The organism is Variovorax sp. N23, from assembly GCF_025486315.1.
Lineage (GTDB): Bacteria > Pseudomonadota > Gammaproteobacteria > Burkholderiales > Burkholderiaceae_C > Variovorax.
Genome location: NZ_JAOOPY010000013.1, coordinates 105447 through 123145, shown reverse-complemented (window position 1 = coordinate 123145; position 17699 = coordinate 105447). Strand labels below are relative to the sequence as shown.

General features: G+C 65.3%; 16 protein-coding genes. 6 read left to right on the top strand and 10 right to left on the bottom strand.

Features of this window, described 5'->3' with window-relative positions; translation table 11 throughout:
- Positions 1-2: 2 nt before the first annotated feature.
- Genes N8A90_RS18930 through N8A90_RS18920 form a run of 3 tightly spaced genes read right to left on the bottom strand, consistent with a single transcriptional unit; the run spans position 3 to position 4338 of the window.
- Positions 3-2267, bottom strand: coding sequence for a molybdopterin cofactor-binding domain-containing protein (locus tag N8A90_RS18930; RefSeq protein ID WP_262076564.1), 2265 nt, complete (start codon positions 2265-2267; stop codon positions 3-5).
- The gene (locus N8A90_RS18925; protein ID WP_262076563.1) at positions 2264-2746 is read right to left on the bottom strand and encodes a (2Fe-2S)-binding protein; all 483 of its coding nucleotides are present in this window, start codon (positions 2744-2746) and stop codon (positions 2264-2266) included. Before N8A90_RS18925 ends, N8A90_RS18930 begins: the two co-directional genes overlap by 4 nt.
- Positions 2743-4338: a c-type cytochrome gene (locus N8A90_RS18920; protein WP_262076562.1), complete on the bottom strand. Its 1596-nt coding sequence runs from the start codon at positions 4336-4338 to the stop codon at positions 2743-2745. The genes N8A90_RS18925 and N8A90_RS18920 overlap by 4 nt, the downstream gene beginning before the upstream one ends.
- A gap of 165 nt (positions 4339-4503) precedes the next feature.
- Here N8A90_RS18920 and N8A90_RS18915 point away from each other — a divergent pair, with 165 nt between their 5' ends.
- A complete protein-coding gene (locus N8A90_RS18915) occupies positions 4504-5517 on the top strand; it encodes a Bug family tripartite tricarboxylate transporter substrate binding protein (protein WP_262076561.1) in 1014 nt (337 codons plus the stop codon).
- A gap of 7 nt (positions 5518-5524) precedes the next feature.
- On the opposite strand, the gene N8A90_RS18910 is transcribed toward N8A90_RS18915, so the two are convergent.
- Positions 5525-6436 carry a LysR family transcriptional regulator gene (locus N8A90_RS18910; RefSeq protein WP_262076560.1) on the bottom strand — a complete coding sequence of 304 codons (912 nt, stop codon included), beginning with the start codon at positions 6434-6436 and terminating at the stop codon, positions 5525-5527.
- 109 nt (positions 6437-6545) lie between these two features.
- Here N8A90_RS18910 and N8A90_RS18905 point away from each other — a divergent pair, with 109 nt between their 5' ends.
- From N8A90_RS18905 to N8A90_RS18895, 3 genes are read left to right on the top strand one after another with little or no spacing between them, the layout of a single operon-like run.
- On the top strand, positions 6546-7211 hold the full coding sequence (locus N8A90_RS18905) for a DsbA family oxidoreductase (protein WP_262076559.1): 666 nt from the start codon (positions 6546-6548) through the stop codon (positions 7209-7211).
- On the top strand, positions 7208-8395 hold the full coding sequence (locus N8A90_RS18900) for an FAD binding domain-containing protein (RefSeq protein WP_262076558.1): 1188 nt from the start codon (positions 7208-7210) through the stop codon (positions 8393-8395). Before N8A90_RS18905 ends, N8A90_RS18900 begins: the two co-directional genes overlap by 4 nt.
- Entirely contained in the window at positions 8392-9045 is a 654-nt protein-coding gene (locus N8A90_RS18895; protein WP_262076557.1) for a DsbA family protein, read from the top strand. Before N8A90_RS18900 ends, N8A90_RS18895 begins: the two co-directional genes overlap by 4 nt.
- Here N8A90_RS18895 and N8A90_RS18890 read toward each other — a convergent pair.
- Positions 8987-10018 carry a LysR family transcriptional regulator gene (locus N8A90_RS18890; protein WP_262076555.1) on the bottom strand — a complete coding sequence of 344 codons (1032 nt, stop codon included), beginning with the start codon at positions 10016-10018 and terminating at the stop codon, positions 8987-8989. The genes N8A90_RS18895 and N8A90_RS18890 overlap by 59 nt on opposite strands.
- A gap of 108 nt (positions 10019-10126) precedes the next feature.
- On the opposite strand from N8A90_RS18890, the gene N8A90_RS18885 reads away from it, so the two are divergent.
- Positions 10127-11905, top strand: coding sequence for a CocE/NonD family hydrolase (locus tag N8A90_RS18885; RefSeq protein WP_262076554.1), 1779 nt, complete (start codon positions 10127-10129; stop codon positions 11903-11905).
- A complete protein-coding gene (locus N8A90_RS18880; protein WP_262076553.1) occupies positions 11902-12897 on the top strand; it encodes a Bug family tripartite tricarboxylate transporter substrate binding protein in 996 nt (331 codons plus the stop codon). The genes N8A90_RS18885 and N8A90_RS18880 overlap by 4 nt, the downstream gene beginning before the upstream one ends.
- Positions 12898-12967: 70 nt before the next feature.
- On the opposite strand, the gene N8A90_RS18875 is transcribed toward N8A90_RS18880, so the two are convergent.
- Genes N8A90_RS18875 through N8A90_RS18855 form a run of 5 tightly spaced genes read right to left on the bottom strand, consistent with a single transcriptional unit; the run spans position 12968 to position 17613 of the window.
- Positions 12968-13678 (bottom strand): ABC transporter ATP-binding protein, encoded by a 711-nt coding sequence (locus N8A90_RS18875; RefSeq protein WP_262076552.1) that lies wholly within the window; start codon positions 13676-13678, stop codon positions 12968-12970.
- Between the two features lie 16 nt (positions 13679-13694).
- Positions 13695-14447, bottom strand: coding sequence for an ABC transporter ATP-binding protein (locus N8A90_RS18870; RefSeq protein ID WP_262076551.1), 753 nt, complete (start codon positions 14445-14447; stop codon positions 13695-13697).
- A complete protein-coding gene (locus N8A90_RS18865) occupies positions 14437-15441 on the bottom strand; it encodes a branched-chain amino acid ABC transporter permease (RefSeq protein WP_262076550.1) in 1005 nt (334 codons plus the stop codon). The genes N8A90_RS18870 and N8A90_RS18865 overlap by 11 nt, the downstream gene beginning before the upstream one ends.
- 24 nt (positions 15442-15465) lie before the next feature.
- Positions 15466-16350, bottom strand: a complete 885-nt coding sequence (locus N8A90_RS18860) for a branched-chain amino acid ABC transporter permease (protein WP_262076549.1) — start codon at positions 16348-16350, stop codon at positions 15466-15468.
- A gap of 39 nt (positions 16351-16389) precedes the next feature.
- Positions 16390-17613: an ABC transporter substrate-binding protein gene (locus N8A90_RS18855; protein WP_262076548.1), complete on the bottom strand. Its 1224-nt coding sequence runs from the start codon at positions 17611-17613 to the stop codon at positions 16390-16392.
- Positions 17614-17699: the final 86 nt, after the last annotated feature.

Sequence of the window (17699 nt, the reverse complement as noted above, 5' to 3'; positions counted from 1 at the left end):
TCTCAGACGGGTGGATTGAGCGCGGCGAGCACGCGTCGAGGGTTCAACGGCATGTCGCGCAAGCGAGTTCCGGTGGCATCCGCAAGCGCATTGGCCAGCGCCGCGGCGGCCGGTCCTTGCGCTGCTTCGGCCACACCCAGGAAAGGCTGGCCCGGGCGGTCGATGATCTCCACGTCGATCGAGTGGGGCACATCGGAGAATCGATGGATCGGGTAGGCGCTCCAGTCGAAGGCGGTACGCAGGCCGCCCTCGAAGCCGGCCTCTTCCGCAGTTGTCCAGCTGAGGGACTGAATGACGGCGCCTTCGATCTGGTTGCGGATGCCATCCGGGTTGACCGGTTGACCGCAATCGACCGCACACACCACACGGCGCACGATGATTCGACCCGTGTCGCGCTGCACCTCGATCTCCATCATCACCGTGCAATACGCTCCCAGGTTCTTGTATCGAGCGAAGCCCATGCCGCAGCCGATCACACCGTTGCCGCGTGGTCGGGCTGCCCAATCGAAGCGACGCGCCGCAGCTGTCATGACGTCGCGCGCGCGTGCGTCCTGCATGTGGGCCAGGCGCAGCGCCAGCGGATCGGTCTGCGCGAGCTTTGCGAGTTCGTCGAACATGCACTCGATCGAGAAGACATTCAAATGGGCACCGAGCGAGCGCAGCGCCGAGACCCGCACCGGCATGTCCTTGACGAAGTGATAGGTCACCTGCATGTTGGCCAGGTTGTAGAGCGGGTTCGAGTTACGACTGCCGTCCCCCTCGGGCATGGGAATCGGCTTGCCTTCTGGCACCGGGAACGCCGGGCTGACCTCCTGCCCGGCGACGACGCCACCGGCGCCGACCGGGCGGTTGTTGTGCGGGTTGCTCCACACCTCGTAGCGCCAGGAGACGATGCGGTTCTGCGCGTCCATCGACGCGGCCACTTCGGTCACCATGCCAGGCCCCAGGGGTTCCCAGCCCTGCTCCTGCTCGCGCATCCATTGCAGGCGGATCGGCCGGCCTGGCACCGCGCGTGCGACCAGCGCCGCATCGGCCGCCACGTCGTCCGCGCCGTTCTGGCCGTAGCAGCCCGAGCCCTCGACATGGACGGCATGCACCTTGTCGAGCGGCAAGCCCAGCAGGTCGGACACCACGCGCCGCACGTCGAAGATCCCCTGGCTGTGGCTCCACACCGTCATGACGCCGTCCTTGAACAGCGCCACGGCGCAGGACGGCCCGATCGACCCGTGGTGCAGCCAGGGCCGGGTGTAGCGAGCCCGGACGCTGTGGACGGCCGGCGCGGCGGGGTCGTGCGTCGACAGGATCTCGATGTCGCGCCGGGGCAGACGCTGCAGCGTGACGGCGGGATCCATGGCTGCCGGCGCGGCACCGGGTCGATCGATGCCGCCGGCCTGCAAGATGCGCATCGCCTGGATCGACTTCCATTCATTGTCGGAAACGACCGCCATGAAGTCCGCGCTCTGCACCAGCTGCGCGATGGCCTTCGCACGGCCCAGCGTGGCGCCGTCGATCGGCTTCAACCGTGTGCCGTGGCTCGGGCCGCGCACCACGCGCGCATGCAGCATGCCGGGCATGTGCATGTCCTGCACATAAGCCGCGCCGCCGCTGAGCTTGGCCGGGATGTCGATGCGCGGCAGCGACCGCCCCATGGTCCGGAAGGTCGACGGCTCCCGAAGGGGCGCATCAGCCAGCGCGGGAACATGCATCGACAAGCCTGCCGCCAGCTCCCCGTACGACAGCCGGCGCCCGTCCGGCGCCTTCATCTGTCCATCCCCGCCGGTGGCGACCACGGCCACGGGCATCGACCACTGTGACGCCGCCTCCTGTGTCAGCAGAAGGCGGACGCTGGCGGCCGCGTTGCGAATGGCCGTTCCGCTGTCCTGCATCGAATGGCTGCCGGCCGTGAGGCCCTCGTCCGGCGTGCGCGCAGTGTCGGCGGTCACGAGGGTGATGCGTTCCGGCCCCACGTCCAGTTCCTCGGCGGCGACCTGCAGCAAGGCGGTGCGGATGCCCTGCCCCAGCTCGACCTTGCCGGTGAAGACCGTGATGGCGCCGTTCGCATCGATCCGGATCCAGGCATCGAGCCAGGGGATGCGCTTGAGATCGCCGGGGAGATCCGGCGCCACGATCCCGGGTGCGGCGCCGCCTTCGCCCCCGCCCGCCAGCTGGGCCAGCGAGCGCCCTGCGAGCGAGAAGCCCACCACCAGCGCACCCGCCGATTGGAGGAACGTCCGACGCTGCATCGTCACGGTGAGATCGCGGCTCATCGCTTCGCCTTTCCACCGGCACGCATCATTTCAGCAGCGCGCCGCACGGCCCGCAGGATGCGCATGTGGGTGCCGCATCGGCACAGGTTGGGCTGCATGTGCGCCCGGATCTCATCGTCACTGGGCGACGGGTTGCGGTCCAGCAAGGCCTGCGCCCGCATGATCATGCCGGCGATGCAGTAGCCGCACTGCGCGGCCTGCTCCTCGGCAAAGGCCCGCTGCAATACGCCCGGCCGCTCGGCCGTTCCCAGCCCCTCCACCGTTCGGATGGCGCGGCCCTCGAGCGCGCCGGCAGGCGTAACGCACGAGAACACCGCGCGACCGTCGACCTGCACCGTGCACGCACCGCACTGGCCAAGCCCGCAGCCGTACTTGGCACCATGCAGCGCCAGGTCGTTTCGAAGCACGTAGAGCAGCGGGGTCGAGGGATCGGCCTCGACGGCACGCTCGGTCCCGTTGATTTGCAAACGAAGTGTCATGGCGAGCTCCTGTCCTTGCGGACCTTGGCGGCCGTGCGCTCCAAGTCGGGCCAGGGGGGCCGGTCGGTGTAGCGGGCGCGCGCGTAGGCGGCCACCGCGGCAATCTGCGCATCGCTGAGCGTGTCCCCGTACGCCGGCATCAGCGGGCGTTCATCGGTGGTGGGTGTGCGCAGGCCCGCAAGGATGGCCATGACCGCGTTGCGCGCGCTGTCCGACTGCAGGGCCGTCAAGTCCGACATTCCCGCGCGGCCGGCGCGCAGCATGGAGGCACCCGTCGCATGACAGCCGGCGCAAGCACCGGCGAACACGGTCGCGCCGAGCGGTTGGACGCGCGCTGCCAAGTCGATGTTCTCGACGATCGGCCTGGGCAGAGCGTGCTGTGGGGGCAACGAAGCCGATAACGGTGTACCCGCCGGATGCATCCGTTCGTCGATGTAGACCGCGATGGCGCGAACATCTTCGGGCGCTGCCTGGCCCAGTGCGTGCGCGACCGGTCCCATCGGCCCCACGGCGACGCCGTGCTCGGGGTGCGCGCCCTCGCGCAGGTAGCGGTAGAGCGCAGCCGCATTCCAGCGGTCGGCGGCCGGGTTCGTGGCATCGAGCGCAGGGGCATCCCAGCCCTCGGCCAGCCCGCCGGCGAATGGCATCTTCCATTGCTCCGCGCCCAGCACGTTGCGTGGCGTGTGGCAGCCACCGCAATGTCCCAGCCCCTCCACCAGATAGCCGCCGCGGTTCCATTCCGCGCTGCGCGCGGGCACCGGCCGGAAAGGCTCGTTGCGCAGGAAGAGCATCTTCCAGCCTGCGAGCAAGGGTCGGAACCCCAGCGGCGGAATGAGTTCATTCGGCGGTGCACGCTGCTCGACGGCACCGCGCGTCATCAGGAACGCGTAGATGGCAGCCAAGTCCTCGTCGTTGACCTTGTGGAAGTGCTCGTAAGGCAGCGCCGGATACAAATGCGCTCCATTGCGCGCCACCCCTTCGCGCATGGCGCGCCGAAAAGCGTCGAGCGACCAGTGGCCCATGCCGGTGCCTTCGTCGGGCGTCAGATTGGTAGCGTAGAGCGTGCCGAACGGCGTGGCCAGTGCACGGCCGCCCGCAAATGGCTTACCCCCTTCGGCCGTGTGGCAGACCACGCAGTCGCCCACGGCGGCCAGGCGAGCGCCGCGCTGCACCAGCGCGATCGAGAAGCTGTCGGGCGCCGGACGCGCAATGGGCGCGATCTCGCTGCGCAGGCTGAGTGCCCATGCGCCGAGCGCGCCCAGCAGAACGAGGCCCACCAGCGCGGCTGTCAGGCGCGCCCAGGCGATACCCCTGGGCTGGGTCGGCGAACGCCGGGAGAAAATTGTCTTCACGCTCACGTGACGGTCCTTGTGGTGCAGTGCTACAGCGCCCTGTCGGCGGATCCGGCCGAGTCCGAAGCCCAGCAGGCGATGTGTCACTGTCGCGGCGTTGCGCTTCGGCGCGATGTCGGTGCTCGGGCGCGCCCTTACAGATGAAACACGGCTGACAGCGGCAGCGCCGGCGTGCCGTAGCGCACCGGATGATCGTGATGAACCGGCCCCCTTGGAAAGGACGTTTTTTCTCAGCGTCACGGACCGGACGTGTCCGACCAGCGGCCCATGCGATGGCCGCGGTACGGCGAAAGGCGCCCGAGTGGTGTGACCGACTGGGTCTGGAATCCTCCTAAATATTGTCCTTTCCCGTCATGGAAGCGTCACCGAAGATCGCCACCGTCCACAACCTTCGAGCTCGTGCTCATGACCTCCAATTCACTCATCTGCCGTGCCATCCCTTTGAGACGCCTGTGCGTCGGTGGTGCGCGATGGGCGTTGGCCGCCGCACTGCTGGCCGGCACGGCGGCGCAAGGCCAGAGCGCCTACCCCAACCGTCCGATCTCCATCGTCATCGGCTACCCGGCAGGCGGCAGCGTCGACGCCGTCGGGCGTGCCGTGGCCGACGGCCTCGGAAAGAAGCTGGCTGCCACGACCGTCATCGAGAACGTGGGCGGCGCAGCCGGCGCCATCGGCGTGCAGCGCGTCGTCGGCGCCGCACCGGACGGGCAGACACTGATCTTCGGCTCCAGCAGCGAGTTCGTCGCAACGCAGCTGCTCAACCCTTCGCAGAAGTACGACGCTGCCAGGGACCTCGTCGCCATCGGCTACGTCGGCTCCATCCCGCTGGTGCTGGTCGCCTCGACGCAGAGCGGCGTGAAGACGCTGGACCAATTCGTCTCGACCGTGAAGGCCAATCCAGGCAAGTTCAGCTACGGCACCTCGGGCGTCGGCTCGATGCTTCATTTCTCGGGCGAGTTGGTGAAGCGGCAAGGCGGCCTGTCGATCCTTCACATTCCCTACCGGGGTGCCAGCGGCATCGCCAGCGACCTGGCGGGCGGCGCGATCGAGTTCGCGTTCCTCGGCCCCGGAGCGGCGCAGCCCTTCATCGATGCGGGCCGCATCGTGCCGCTCGCCGTGACGAGTTCGCAGCGGATCCCGCTGCTGCCGTCGGTCCCGGCATTGGGCGAGCATCCAGCGCTCAAGGGTTATGACCTGGTGGCCTGGTACGCGCTGATGGCGCCACGCAAGACATCGCCTGAGATCGTGAGCAAGCTCCAGGTCGCGCTCAAGGGCGCGCTGCAGGACCCGGGCATTCGGCAACGGCTGGAACAGGTTGGTGTGGTCGTCGGGCGCGGCGACGAGGGTCTGGCTTCGATCATGGCCAAGGATGCGGCCCAATACCGGCGCATCGTCGAATCCGCGGGCATGCGCGAGTAGCCACGGCTCACGGCCCCACAGGCAGAGCGACGTGGCGCTGAAGAAATTCAAGCATGGCCTGCACCTTGCGCGAATGACGCCGATTCGGAAGGTATGCGGCATGCACGCTGATCGTCTGGGCAAGCGGGTTGACGTCGTAGTCCTCGAACAGGCGTTGAAGGCGACCTTGCACCACATCCCCCTCGACCAGCCACTGCGGCAGCAGTGCAACGCCCAGGCCGCCGAGGACTGCATCGCGCAACACATCCGAATTGTTTGCGGACAGCCGCCCGTTCACCTCGACGCCCTGGACGCCACCAGGACTGCTGAACGACCAACGCTGCGGTCCTGCCCGGTAGGCGAAGAGCACGCATTCGTGCTGACTCAACGCGCCAGGCTCGACCGGCAGGGGATGGTGCTGGAGGTACGCGTGACTGGCGACCACGTAGCGATGGTGTACTGCCAGCAGCTTGACGATGAGATTGGGTTGCTTCTCGGGCGGGCCGATGCGCACGGCAACATCGATGCGATCGGCGGCCAGGTCGACGTATTCGTCCGAGAGCACCATCTCGAGCGATACGCGGGGGTGGCTTTCCAGAAAGCGGGCGATGTGCGGGCCAATGCACAGGCGCCCAAAGGTGACCGGCATCGACACGCGGAGCGGGCCGACCGCCTCGGTGCCGGTGTCGGCCACCGCCCCGTCTGCCTCCTCGAGGTCCGAGAGCACGCGGCTGACATGCTCCAGATAGGCGGAGCCGGCGTCCGTGAGCGTCACCTGCCGCGTGGTGCGCGTGAGCAAGGCGCTGCCAAGCGACGCTTCCAGCGCATCGAGCTGCCGGGTGAGCGACGAGGTGGCCACGCCCAGGCGCCGCGCGGCCTTCGAAAAGCCGCCAGTCTCGGCCACCTCCTTGAATGCCCGAAGGGCGAGCAATTTGTCCATGAGCCCCTTGCGTTGCGGCCAGCGCAATGCTGCGTTGCATATCGGCCGTATTCAGTATTGATCTTGCAAAGCCTACATTGGCCCAAGTGCTCAACGCAAGGACTCAAGAATGAAACCCCTCGAAATCCTGGTCACCTCCGATTTCATCTGCCCCTGGTGCTGGATCGGCCACCGACACCTCAAAACCGCCTTGACTGAAGTCAACCCGCCGGGTGCGACCCTTCGGTACCTCCCCTACGAACTCAACCCCACGCTGCCAACCAAAGGTGTTGACCGGAAGGCCTACCGCAGCGCCAAGTTCGGCAGTTGGGCGCGCTCGCAGGCAATGGACGCGGCGGTGACGCTGGCAGGCAAGCGCGCCGGCCTGGCTTTCCAGTACGACCGCATCAGCCTGACGCCGAACACCCGGCTGGCCCATCGCCTGATGCACTTCGCACAAGCCAGGGATCCGGGGCCTCGCAGCGAGGCACTGTTCGAGGCGATCTTCTCGGCCTATTTTTCCGAAGGGCGCGACATCGGGGCCGCCGAGGTTCTTGCAACACTCGCCGCAGAGGCCGGTTTCGACGCCGACGAGGCACGGGCCTATCTGGCCACGACAGCCGGCGATCGCGAAGTCGAAAAAGCTGAACGCGAGGCTCAGCGCGCGGGCATTCAGGCCGTGCCGGCGCATCGGCTCGCAGGGATCGCGGTGAGTGGCGCACAACCGGCTTCGGTGTTTGCCCAGGTCCTGCGTGAGCTGGTGGAGGCCGACGCGTCACCCACGGAGGCGTCGTGAACCGCAAGCCACGCGCGCTCATCATCGGGGGGTCGCTCAGCGGGCTCTTCACGGCCACGACCCTGCGTGCGATCGGATGGGACGTCGACATCTTCGAACGCTCGCCCAACGAGTTGGACAGCCGCGGCGGTGGCATCGTGCTGCAGGGCGACGTGCTGGCCGCGTTCGACTTCGCCGGAATCCGCACGGGCAGCGGGCTGGGCGTGCAGTCCGGCGACCGCATCTATCTGAACCGCGCGGACGAGGTGATCAGTCGCACCTTCATGCCGCAGACGCAGACGTCCTGGAACATGCTCTACGCGACCATGAAGGCGCACCTGCCAGCGTCGGTCGTGCACCCGGGAGAGCGGTTCGTGCGCTTTGAACAGGACGCCGACGGCATCACCGCCCATTTCGCCAGCGGGCGTGTCGAGCGAGGCGACCTGCTGATCGGAGCCGACGGCGCGCGCTCCGCCGTTCGCGAACAGGTAATGCCGGGGCGCCCCCCCCGTTACGCGGGCTACGTGGCGTGGCGCGGGCTGGTCCCGGAAGCGGACCTGCCGCCGGCTGCGGCCGAGGTGCTTGCAGGCACCTTCGCCTTCCAGCAAGGCGAAGATCACCTGCTGCTGGAGTACCTCGTCCCGGGCGACAACCGTTCGGTTCAGGCGGGCGAGCGGCGTTGGAACTGGGTGTGGTACCGCAAGGCCGAGCCGATGCAGGAACTCCCGTCGCTGATGACCGACCGGTTCGGTGCGCGCCATGCCTTCTCACTGGCGCCGGGCTTGATGAAGGACGAGGACATCGCCCGGCTCAGGCACGCCGCGTCAGACCAGTTGGCACCGACCTTTCAGGCGTTGGTGCACGGCACGCGAGAGCCATTTGCTCAGGCCATCCTGGACCTGCAGGTCGAGAAGATGGTGTTCGGGCGCGCCGTACTGCTGGGGGACGCAGCCTTCGTCCCGCGTCCCCACACCGCCGGAAGTACCGCCAAGGCAGCGGCCAATGCGCTCGCCCTGGCCATGATTCTCAAATCGGCGAACACGCGCATCGATCTGGCGCTGGCGAGCTGGCAGAAGCTGCAACTGCGCGAAGGCCTGGCCATGACGGCCTGGGGCATGCGCATGGGGGACCAGATCATGGGTCTGTCACACCCCCTTGAGCGTCGGCGTGCAAGCAAGCCTTTGAAGCGCAGGCGCCGACCATGAACCCGAGCTCGCCCACGCTGACCCTGCATTACATCTACGAGCCTTTCTGCGCACGCAGCTACGGCGCGGCTCCGCTCGTCGAGAGTGCCTTGGCTATGTCACACGTGCGCGTCGTGACCCACGGCACGGCGCCCAAGCCTCGCCTCGGCTCCATGACCCATTCACTGGCGATGCGGGAGCTCGCCTTGCGACAGAAGATGCAGCTTCTGGAGGAAGCGCGTCAGCCCTTCGGCAGCGCTTACCAGCAAGGGGTGCTCTCGTGCGATGCATCGGCCGACACCTGCCCACCGGCAGCGGCCATGCTCGCTGCCGAGCGCGTTGCCGCAGCGGGGTGGCCGATGCTGCGGCGTCTGCAGGCAGCGTACTTCGTCGACGGACGCTGCATCACCAAGCGCCCCGAAGTCCTGCGGCTGGGGGAAGAAATCGGGATCGGCGCTGCGGCCTTCGACCGCGCCATCGACGAAGCCCTGCGCGGCCTTCCGGACCACCTGGCGCAGACCCGCGAGCTCATTGCCGACCTCAAGGGCGAGGGTTACCCGACCTTGGCCGTGGGGATGGGGGCGCACTTCTTCAAGTTGCCGGTCGACCGGTTCATGGGCCAGCCGACGATGTTCCGCCACGCGCTCGAGGGGCTCGTGGCTTCGGCCTGACGGCGTCCTCCGAGCCCTCTCGACGTACGGCTTTGATCAGCATGCCTGGGACCAACCGGATCGCACCTCTCGACGCCCGGGCTATCTCACGAACCCGCTCTTGCAGCAGGTCGTTGAATCGCGCGAAGGCAAGACTCATGGGACGATCGATGCGATGCGCCAGATATCGTGCGATATGCGCATCTCGGACCGGTCCACCGGGAAATTCGCCGGATTGCACTGCGGCGCCGACGGCCGAGTAAGGCGACACGTGCGATCCCACACCCCGACGCACCAAGTCTTTGATGAGCGACAGTGATTCAGCCTCCACGACCACTTTGGACTGTCCACCAGCGCGCGCAATTTCGTTGTCGACGAGCTGACGCAGCGTATTGGCGCGGCTCGGTTGCACCAGGTCTCGCATTCCGATCTCCGCGAAATCGAAGGGGCGGCGCCGTACGCCGGTTCGCGCACGCGGCCCGGGCGGATCGAGCAGCCATAGTGTCTCGTCGAAAAGATGCGTCGTGACGAGCAATTGGTTCGAGTCGCCACCTGTCAGTAGAGCGACGTCCAGACGATCTGCCAGCAGACCGTCGCGAAGCGAATGGCTGTAGCCCTCCTGCAGGCTCAGCACGACGCGCGGATAGCGCGAACGAAAAAGGCCGACGGTGGAGCCAATGAGCAGGTCGCCCAGCGAGGGCGGAAAGCCGATCCGCAAGGTCCCCGAGACTTCCGACGCAGAGGCAGCAACGTCGGCCCGGGTCTGACCGAGCAGGCGGAACATGGCCCCAGCGCCCTCGCTGAGACGGACGCCCGCAGCAGTCGGCTCGGCACCGCGGCTATGACGCAGCAACAGTTGCACGTCGAGTTCCTCTTCGAGCATGCGCACCTGGCGGGTGATGGCCGGTTGAGCGATGTGCAGGGCCGCTGCTGCGCGCGTGAAGCTACGGAGCTCGACCACTTTCAAGAAATACCGCAGTTGGACGAGATCCATCGCATCTCCTCATCACAGATCGGTATCGATCTTATCGACAAGAAGTATTTTCCTTATGGCTGAGGAATTTCTAGCATGCGCTTCCAAGCACTGACAAGGAGACTTCGAATGACGGCGATCCGTGATACGGGCGAACGCGCCACCCACGCACAGCAGGACATGGTCATCGCGTGGGACGTGCCCATCGTCATGGACGACGGCCAGACGCTTCGCGCAGATGTGTTCCGTCCATCGGGACCGGGCCTGCATCCCGTACTGTTGTCGTACGGCCCCTATGGCAAAGGCCTGTCTTTCCAGGAGGGCTACCCGACCGCCTGGGAGATCATGGTCAGGGACCATCCCGATGCGGCGCAAGGCTCGTCCAACCGATACCAGAACTGGGAGGTGGTCGACCCGGAGAAGTGGGTGGGCTTCGGCTACGCCTGCGTGCGCGTCGACTCGCGCGGCGCAGGCCGCTCCCCGGGCGTCATGGACCTGCATTCCGACCGGGAAACGCAGGACCTGCTGCAGTGCATCGAATGGGCGGCAGCACAGCCCTGGTCCAACACGCGAATCGGCCTGAGCGGCGTCTCCTACTATGCGAGCAACCAATGGCGCGCCGCGGCTCTTCAGCCGCCGCACCTGGCCGCCATTTGCGTCTGGGAGGGATACAACGACCGTTACCGGGAGTCGGCTCGTCATGGGGGCATCCTCTGCACGTTCACACGCCATTGGCAGGACATGCAGGTGGTGTCGGTCCAACACGGACGCGGCGATCGCGGACCGCGCAGCGCCGTCACCGGCGAACTGGTGTGCGGCCCCGAGACCTTGAGCGAGGAAGACCTGGCCGCGCTGCGCACCGATCTGTGGGGTGAGCTCAGCAGCCGCAAGTTGGTCGACGGTTATTACCAGGCGCGCACCCCCAGGCTCGAGGACATCCGGGTGCCTCTGCTGTCCGCAGCCAATTGGGGCGGACAAGGGCTGCACAGTCGAGGCAATATCGAAGGCTTCCTTCGCGCGGGCAGTGCGCAGAGATGGCTCGAAGTGCACGGTGGGTCCCACTGGGCGGGCTTCTACACGGCGCGCGGCATCGAACTGCAGCGGCGGTTCTTCGATCACTTCTTGAAGGGTGAGCCGAACGGCTGGGACGCGACGCCTGCCGTGCAACTACAGATTCGTCACGCCGATGGCCGTTTCGAACAACGCGACGAGTCGGCATGGCCCCTCCCGCGCACGAGATGGACCCGTCTTTACCTGGACGTACAAACGTTGGCGCTGACCCCCACCCCGCCCCAGCGGGCTGCGCGCGTCGACTACGCGACCATGGGCCACGGATTGACCTTCACGTCGGCGCCGATGTCGGAACCCACCGAGATCACCGGACCTTCGGCCGTGCACCTGCGCGTGGCGTCCAGCACCGCGGACCTCGATCTCTTCATCGTGCTGCGCCTCTTTTCTCCCGAGGGCGCCGAGGTGACCTTCCAGGGTGCGCTCGATCCCCATACCCCGCTGGCGCAGGGTTGGCTTCGTGCGTCGCATCGCAAGACCGATCCGGCCCGCAGCCAGCCCTGGCGCCCCTTCCACACCCATGACGTCGAAGAACGCCTGACAGCCGGCGTCCCGGTGAGCCTCGATGTGGAGATTTGGCCCACATCGATCGTGGTCCCTGCCGGCTACCGCCTCGGCTTGACCCTTCGCGGAAAGGACTACGAATTCGACGGTCCCGCCGCGACCTTGTCCAACATGAAGAACCCGATGCGGGGTTGCGGGCCGTTCGTGCATGACGATCCCGAAGACCGCCCGCCTGCGATCTTCGACGCAACGGGGACGCTGTACGTCGATCCGTCCGATCCGGCGTACTTGCTTTTGCCCTTCATTCCGAACAACAAACCAGGAGACCAACCATGACAACCAGACGCCAACTCATCGCCGCGCTCATCGGCACGGCCGCGACATCGACCGTGACGGCCGCGCTCGCCCAAAGCCAGGCAGTCGGCTTCCCGGACCGTCCCGTACGGATCGTGGTGCCGTTTCCCGCCGGCGGAAACTCCGATGCGATCGCCCGTACCCTCGCCCTGCAGCTCTCGCAAATCTGGAAGCAGCCCGTCCTGGTGGACAACAAGCCCGGCGCCGACACATTGATCGGAACCTCCGATGTGGTTCGCGCTCCTGCCGATGGCTACACGATCCTCAGCAACATCTCACTGATCGTGCAGAACACCTTCACGAAGAAGATGCCGTTCGACACGTTCAAGGAGTTGAAGCCGCTCATCGCCGCCACCGAGACGCCGATGTACTTCGTGGTCGGCCGCCAGGAAAAGAACGCCGCCATGCCGCAGACGCTGGACCAATTCATTCGCAGTGCAAAGGCCGACCCGGGCGCGCTGTCCTTCGGGTCTTTCGGCAACGGGTCGACCGGTCATCTGCTGCTGCTCGCTTTGCAGAAATCGGCGTCCATCGAGATCACCCACGTGCCCTTCAAGGGCAACAGTGACGTCATCGTCCAACTGCTCAACGGCCAGGTCTCTTCCTCCTTCTTGCCATACAGTGCGGTTGCGCCTCATCTGCCCTCGGGAAAGATCAAGATCCTTGCCGCAACCGGCGAGCAGCGGCCGCCCCTCTCGCCCGACGTTCCCACCTTCGAGGAACTTGGCGTCAAGGGATTCACGTCGTCGCAATGGAATGGCTTCTTCATCGCCGAGAAGACGCCCACGGCAGTCGCCCAAAAGCTCTCCCTGGACATGAACGCTGCCATTCGCTCGCCGGAAGTCGCAGCCAAGCTCAAGGCCCTGGGACTGACGCCGGCGGGTGGCACGCCGGAACAGTTTCAAACGATGATCGACAAGGATGTCGACCTGATCCGCGCCGCGTTGCGGGATGGTCATCTCAAACCCAACTGACCACCCAAGAAGACCACCTGGTGCGGTCGATGCGGGAGCCGGCGTGCCATGCGTCGGCCTCGGGGTAGCGCTACACCGCGCAGTAGCGTTCTTGGATGGCCGCGTCGCCGAGCATCTCCTCGGCCGTTCCCCGGTACACGATGCCGCCCTGGTCGAGGATGTAGGCCCGGTCGGCGATGCGCAGCGCGAGATCGACGTTTTGCTCGATCAGCAGGATGGTGACGCCCGACTTCTTCAACGCCGAGAAGTAGGCAAACATTTCGTCGACGAGCAGCGGCATGATGCCTTCCGAAGGTTCGTCGAGTAAGACGAAGCGGGGCTTCGCTGCCACTGCGCGTGCAATCGCCAGCATTTGCTGCTCACCCCCTGACATCGTGGTCGCTGCCTGGTCCAGTCGCTCCTTGAGCCGGGGAAAGGTTTCGGCGATCTCTTCGATGACGTCGCTTTCTTTGCGGCGCAGCGGCGACGACAGCAGACCTAACCGGATGTTCTCGCGAACGGTCAGTCCCGGGACGATGCGGCGCTCTTCCGGCACATAGGCCAGGCCACGGACGAACCTTGCATGGGCCGGCAGGCCGACCAACTCCTCGCCGTCGAACCGGATCGACCCACGAACCTTTGACATAAGGCCGGCCACACTTTTGACTGTCGTGGTCTTTCCTGCGCCATTGCGTCCGATCAGGCAGACGAGTTCGCCCTGTTCCACATCCAGGTCGATGCCTTGCAGCACGTGGCTCGACCCATACCAGGCGTGGAGGCCCTTGATTTCCAAAAGTGCCATGAGATCCTCCGATTCCCTAGTGTTGGCCTTGGCCGAGATAGACGCGTCGAACCATCTCGTTGCCTCGAATGTCGTCGGGCGTCCCTTCGGCGATGAGTTCGCCGTGATGCAGCACGACCAGGCGCTCGCTGATGCTCATCACCATCTTCATCTTGTGCTCGACCAAGACCACCGTGCGCTCCCCGACGAGCTTGCGGATCAGGTCCATCATCACGCGCGTTTCTTCAGGGCTCATGCCAGCGGTGGGTTCATCCATCAGCAAAAGCCGCGGTCGGGCCGCAAGAGCCACCGCGATCTCCAGTGCCCGCTGCTGGCCATGAGCGAGCTCCCGAGCCGGTCTCTGTGCACAGTCCGCAAGCCCCACGGTCTCGAGCAGTGCCGTCGCTTCTTCGGTGAGCCCTTGGAGCAGAGCTCGCCTGCGCCAGAGCCCATAACGCGACACATGTGCCTGCAGGCCGATGCGTACGTTCTCCAGAGCGGTGAAGTTTGGGAAAAGGTTCGTGATCTGAAACGACTTGGCGATACCAATGTGCGCGAACCGGTGAGGCGGCGTGCCGGTGATGTCATTGCCTTGAAACAGCACTTGCCCATCGGATGGCCGCAACGCGCCGGACAGGATGTTGAAGTAGGTGCTCTTGCCTGCTCCGTTGGGCCCGATGATGGACGTCAAGATGCCAGGCTGGATGCGAACATTGACGTCTTTGAGCGCGGTGAACCCCTGAAAGCGCATGCCCACGCCGCGGGTCTCGATGACGGGATCAGCGGTCATGGCTCAGCCTTTCGAGCAGGGTTCCCCACACACCCTTCGGGAAGAAGAGCACGAAGAAAACGAACACGATGCCGACGTAGAGCTGCCAGTGCTCGGTCCATGCCGAAGCCGTGTCTTGGATCAGCAGGAACAGTGCTGCCCCCACAAACGGACCGAAGTACGTGCCCATGCCACCCAGCAAGCACAGCATGACGACCATCCCCGACGTCGCGTAGTGCAAGGTCTCGATCGGCACGCTCGACAGATGGATCGCGTTGAGCGCACCGGCCAGCGCGCAAAAGCCAGCGGACAGAACAAAGGACAGCAGCTTGGTGCGCTCGATATCGAAGCCGCAGGCTCGCGCTCGGGCTTCGTTCTCGCGAACTGCTTCGATGGCAGCGCCAAACGGCGATGCAAGGATCCGGGAGAGCACGCCCATGGCAACCATGACGAAGGCAAAGACAAAGTAGTACTTCTGCATCGGGTTGAGCAGATCGAGCTTCAGGCCCAGCAGCGACACCTCGCTCACGTTCACGCCGCGCAGTCCGTTCTCTCCGCCAGAGGCCGGTAGCTGGTAGATGAGGAAGTACACGCATTGCGACAGCGCCAGCGTAACCATCGCGAAATAGATGCCGCGCGTGCGAATGGCCAACAGGCCCATGGCGAGCGCAACGATGCATCCAGCAACGATGGCGAGAGGGATAGCCAGCCACCAAGCGGTGCCATGCTGAGCGATGAGGATGCCGGCGGTATAGGCCCCCACGCCGAGGAACGCGGCATGCCCGAACGACAGCAAGCCGGTATAGCCGAACAACAGGTTGAAGCCCACTGCATAGAGGCCATAGACCAGGATGTTGATGGCCAGCGACTGATAGGGCATCAGCCACGGGAAGACGGCAAGGACCGCAAAGGTCGCAGCGATGCGGTGCTTCGCGATCGCCTTCATTGCCCTTCTCGCAGGGTGCTTCGTGCCGCTATCGATCGGCCGCACTGCAGCTTTCAGGGTGGTGGTCATATGTTTCCTTGGAGGAGAGCGCGCTCAGGCCATCAGGCCGGCACGACCGAAGAGGCCCTGCGGACGCACCAGCAGCACGCCGGCCATCAGCACGAACATCGAGACCTTGGCGGCCTCTGGGAAAAACAGCACCGCCAGGCTTTCGACCACGCCGACGAGCAGTCCTGCGACCACTGCGCCCATGAGAGATCCCATGCCGCCGACGACCGTGACGACGAATGCGACCGTCAGCACCGAAGTCCCCATCTCGGGAGAGACGCCTTGCAGCGGCGCAGACAGCACACCGGCCAGCGCGGCGATGCCGGTGCCCATCCCAAAAACCAACAGCCAGACGCGCGACACGTCGATGCCGAGCACGCGGACAATGACCGGGTCGCGTGCGCCGGCCCGAACGATCAGTCCAAAGGACGTACGTTCGATCAACAGCCAGAGTCCGAGCAAAAGGGCCGCGACCACGGCGATGACGAAGAGTCGGTAGGTCGGAAAGTCGGCGAAGCCCAGGCTGACGGAGCCCTGCAGGATTTCCGGCGTGTCGAAGGGCAGACCAGACTTGCCGAACACGATACGAACGCCTTCAACCATGATGTAGGCCAAGCCGAAGGTGAGCAGCAATGGATAGTCGATGCCTCGCCCGTACAGCGGACGGATCAACCATCGCTCGCATGCCATCCCGACGACGGCGACGGCCAGCGGCGCAAGCACCAACGCGGCCCAGAAGCTGCCGGTCTGCTCCGCGGCGAACACGCCGATGTACGCACCCAGCATGAAGAACGCGCCGTGCGCGAAGTTGACGACGGTCAACATGCCGAAGATGAGCGACAGGCCGACGGCCAGCAGCACGTAGATTGCACCGAGCGCGAGGCCTGTGAAAACCTGCAACGCGAGCAGTTGGGGGGTGATTCCATCCATGAGGGATCCAGACATTCGCAAGCGGTGGCGCCGGCGCGATTACTTGAAGCCCAGTTCCTGGCAGGAGCGAAGCATCGACTCGCTCGCAGGCTCGACGTGCACGACGCGGAAGACATCGGCCGGGTCCTTCACATCCTTGGCTTTGGATTCGATCACCATCACCGACTGCACTGACTGCTGATCGCAGGCGCGGTAGTACTGTGTGCCCTTGTACGTGTCGTATTTCAGCGCACGCAACGACGTCGCGACCTTCTCGGTGTCTGTAGAACCGGCGGCTTTCACCGCGAGGAGCAGCGATTTGACCGCGGAGTACGCCATCGCCCCGTAGTCGGAGGGATAGCGCCCGTCGTTGAGTGCGCGGAAGCTGGCATTGAAGGTCTTGGCGGAAGGCGTCCCGTCCTGAATTCCCCAGAAGTACTGCGTTCCGCCGATGACGCCGTCGTACACCGAAGGTCCGCCAGAGACGCGAGCGGTGTACGTCAGGATCGGTGTCATGAAGCGCATCGATTTCTTCATGCCGAAGTCGGCGGCCTGTTTGATGGCGACCTGGTTGTCTCGGCCGAAATTGTTGAATACGAGGACGTCGGGCTTCATGGCCTGCAGGCGCGGCAGGAAGGTGGAATAGTCCTGGTGGCCCAGCGGATGTTTGACTTCTCCCACCACCTCCGCACCCACTTCCTTCGCGATACGCGTGAAGCCACGCGTCATTTCCTGCCCGTAGGCATAGTCCGCAGTGAGGAAGGCGATGCGCATGCCCTTCTTGAAAACGAAGCGGCCAAGCGCCTGCGTCGTCATGTGCGGGTTGAGCGCCTCATGAAAGGTGTAGGGGCTGGCATCCGCCGCTTCGTTGATGGCGTCGGACTGGCTGATCGAGACGTAGATGACCTTGCGTTGGCGTGTCACGTTGTTGATCGACAGCTGCGTCGCCGCCGAGAGCCCTCCGACGATGAAGTTCGCGCCGTCCTTCTCCAGTAGTTCGAGCGTCCGCGTAGCGGCTTCGCCAGGATTGAGCTTGTCATCGCGCACCAGCAATTCGGCGCGTCGTCCTGCCAACCCACCCGCATCGTTGAATTCCTTGACCGCGAGTTCGGCGTTCTTCGCCTGGTCCTTGGCCTCGGCGCCATAGGGACCGGTTAACGGGATCGGCAGTCCGATCTTGATCGGTGCGCTCTGGGCCAGGGCCAGGCCAGCCGACGAGACGAACGCTACAGTCGTGAAAGCCAGCAGGAGCCGACGAGGCGAGACGCAAAAACGTGGGTGCATGGGATGTTCTCCTGGGCGGTGCCTTGACGTGCAAAGCACCTTCTGTTTATCGTGTGATAACTTTGTGGCACGTCGATTAATTTGTC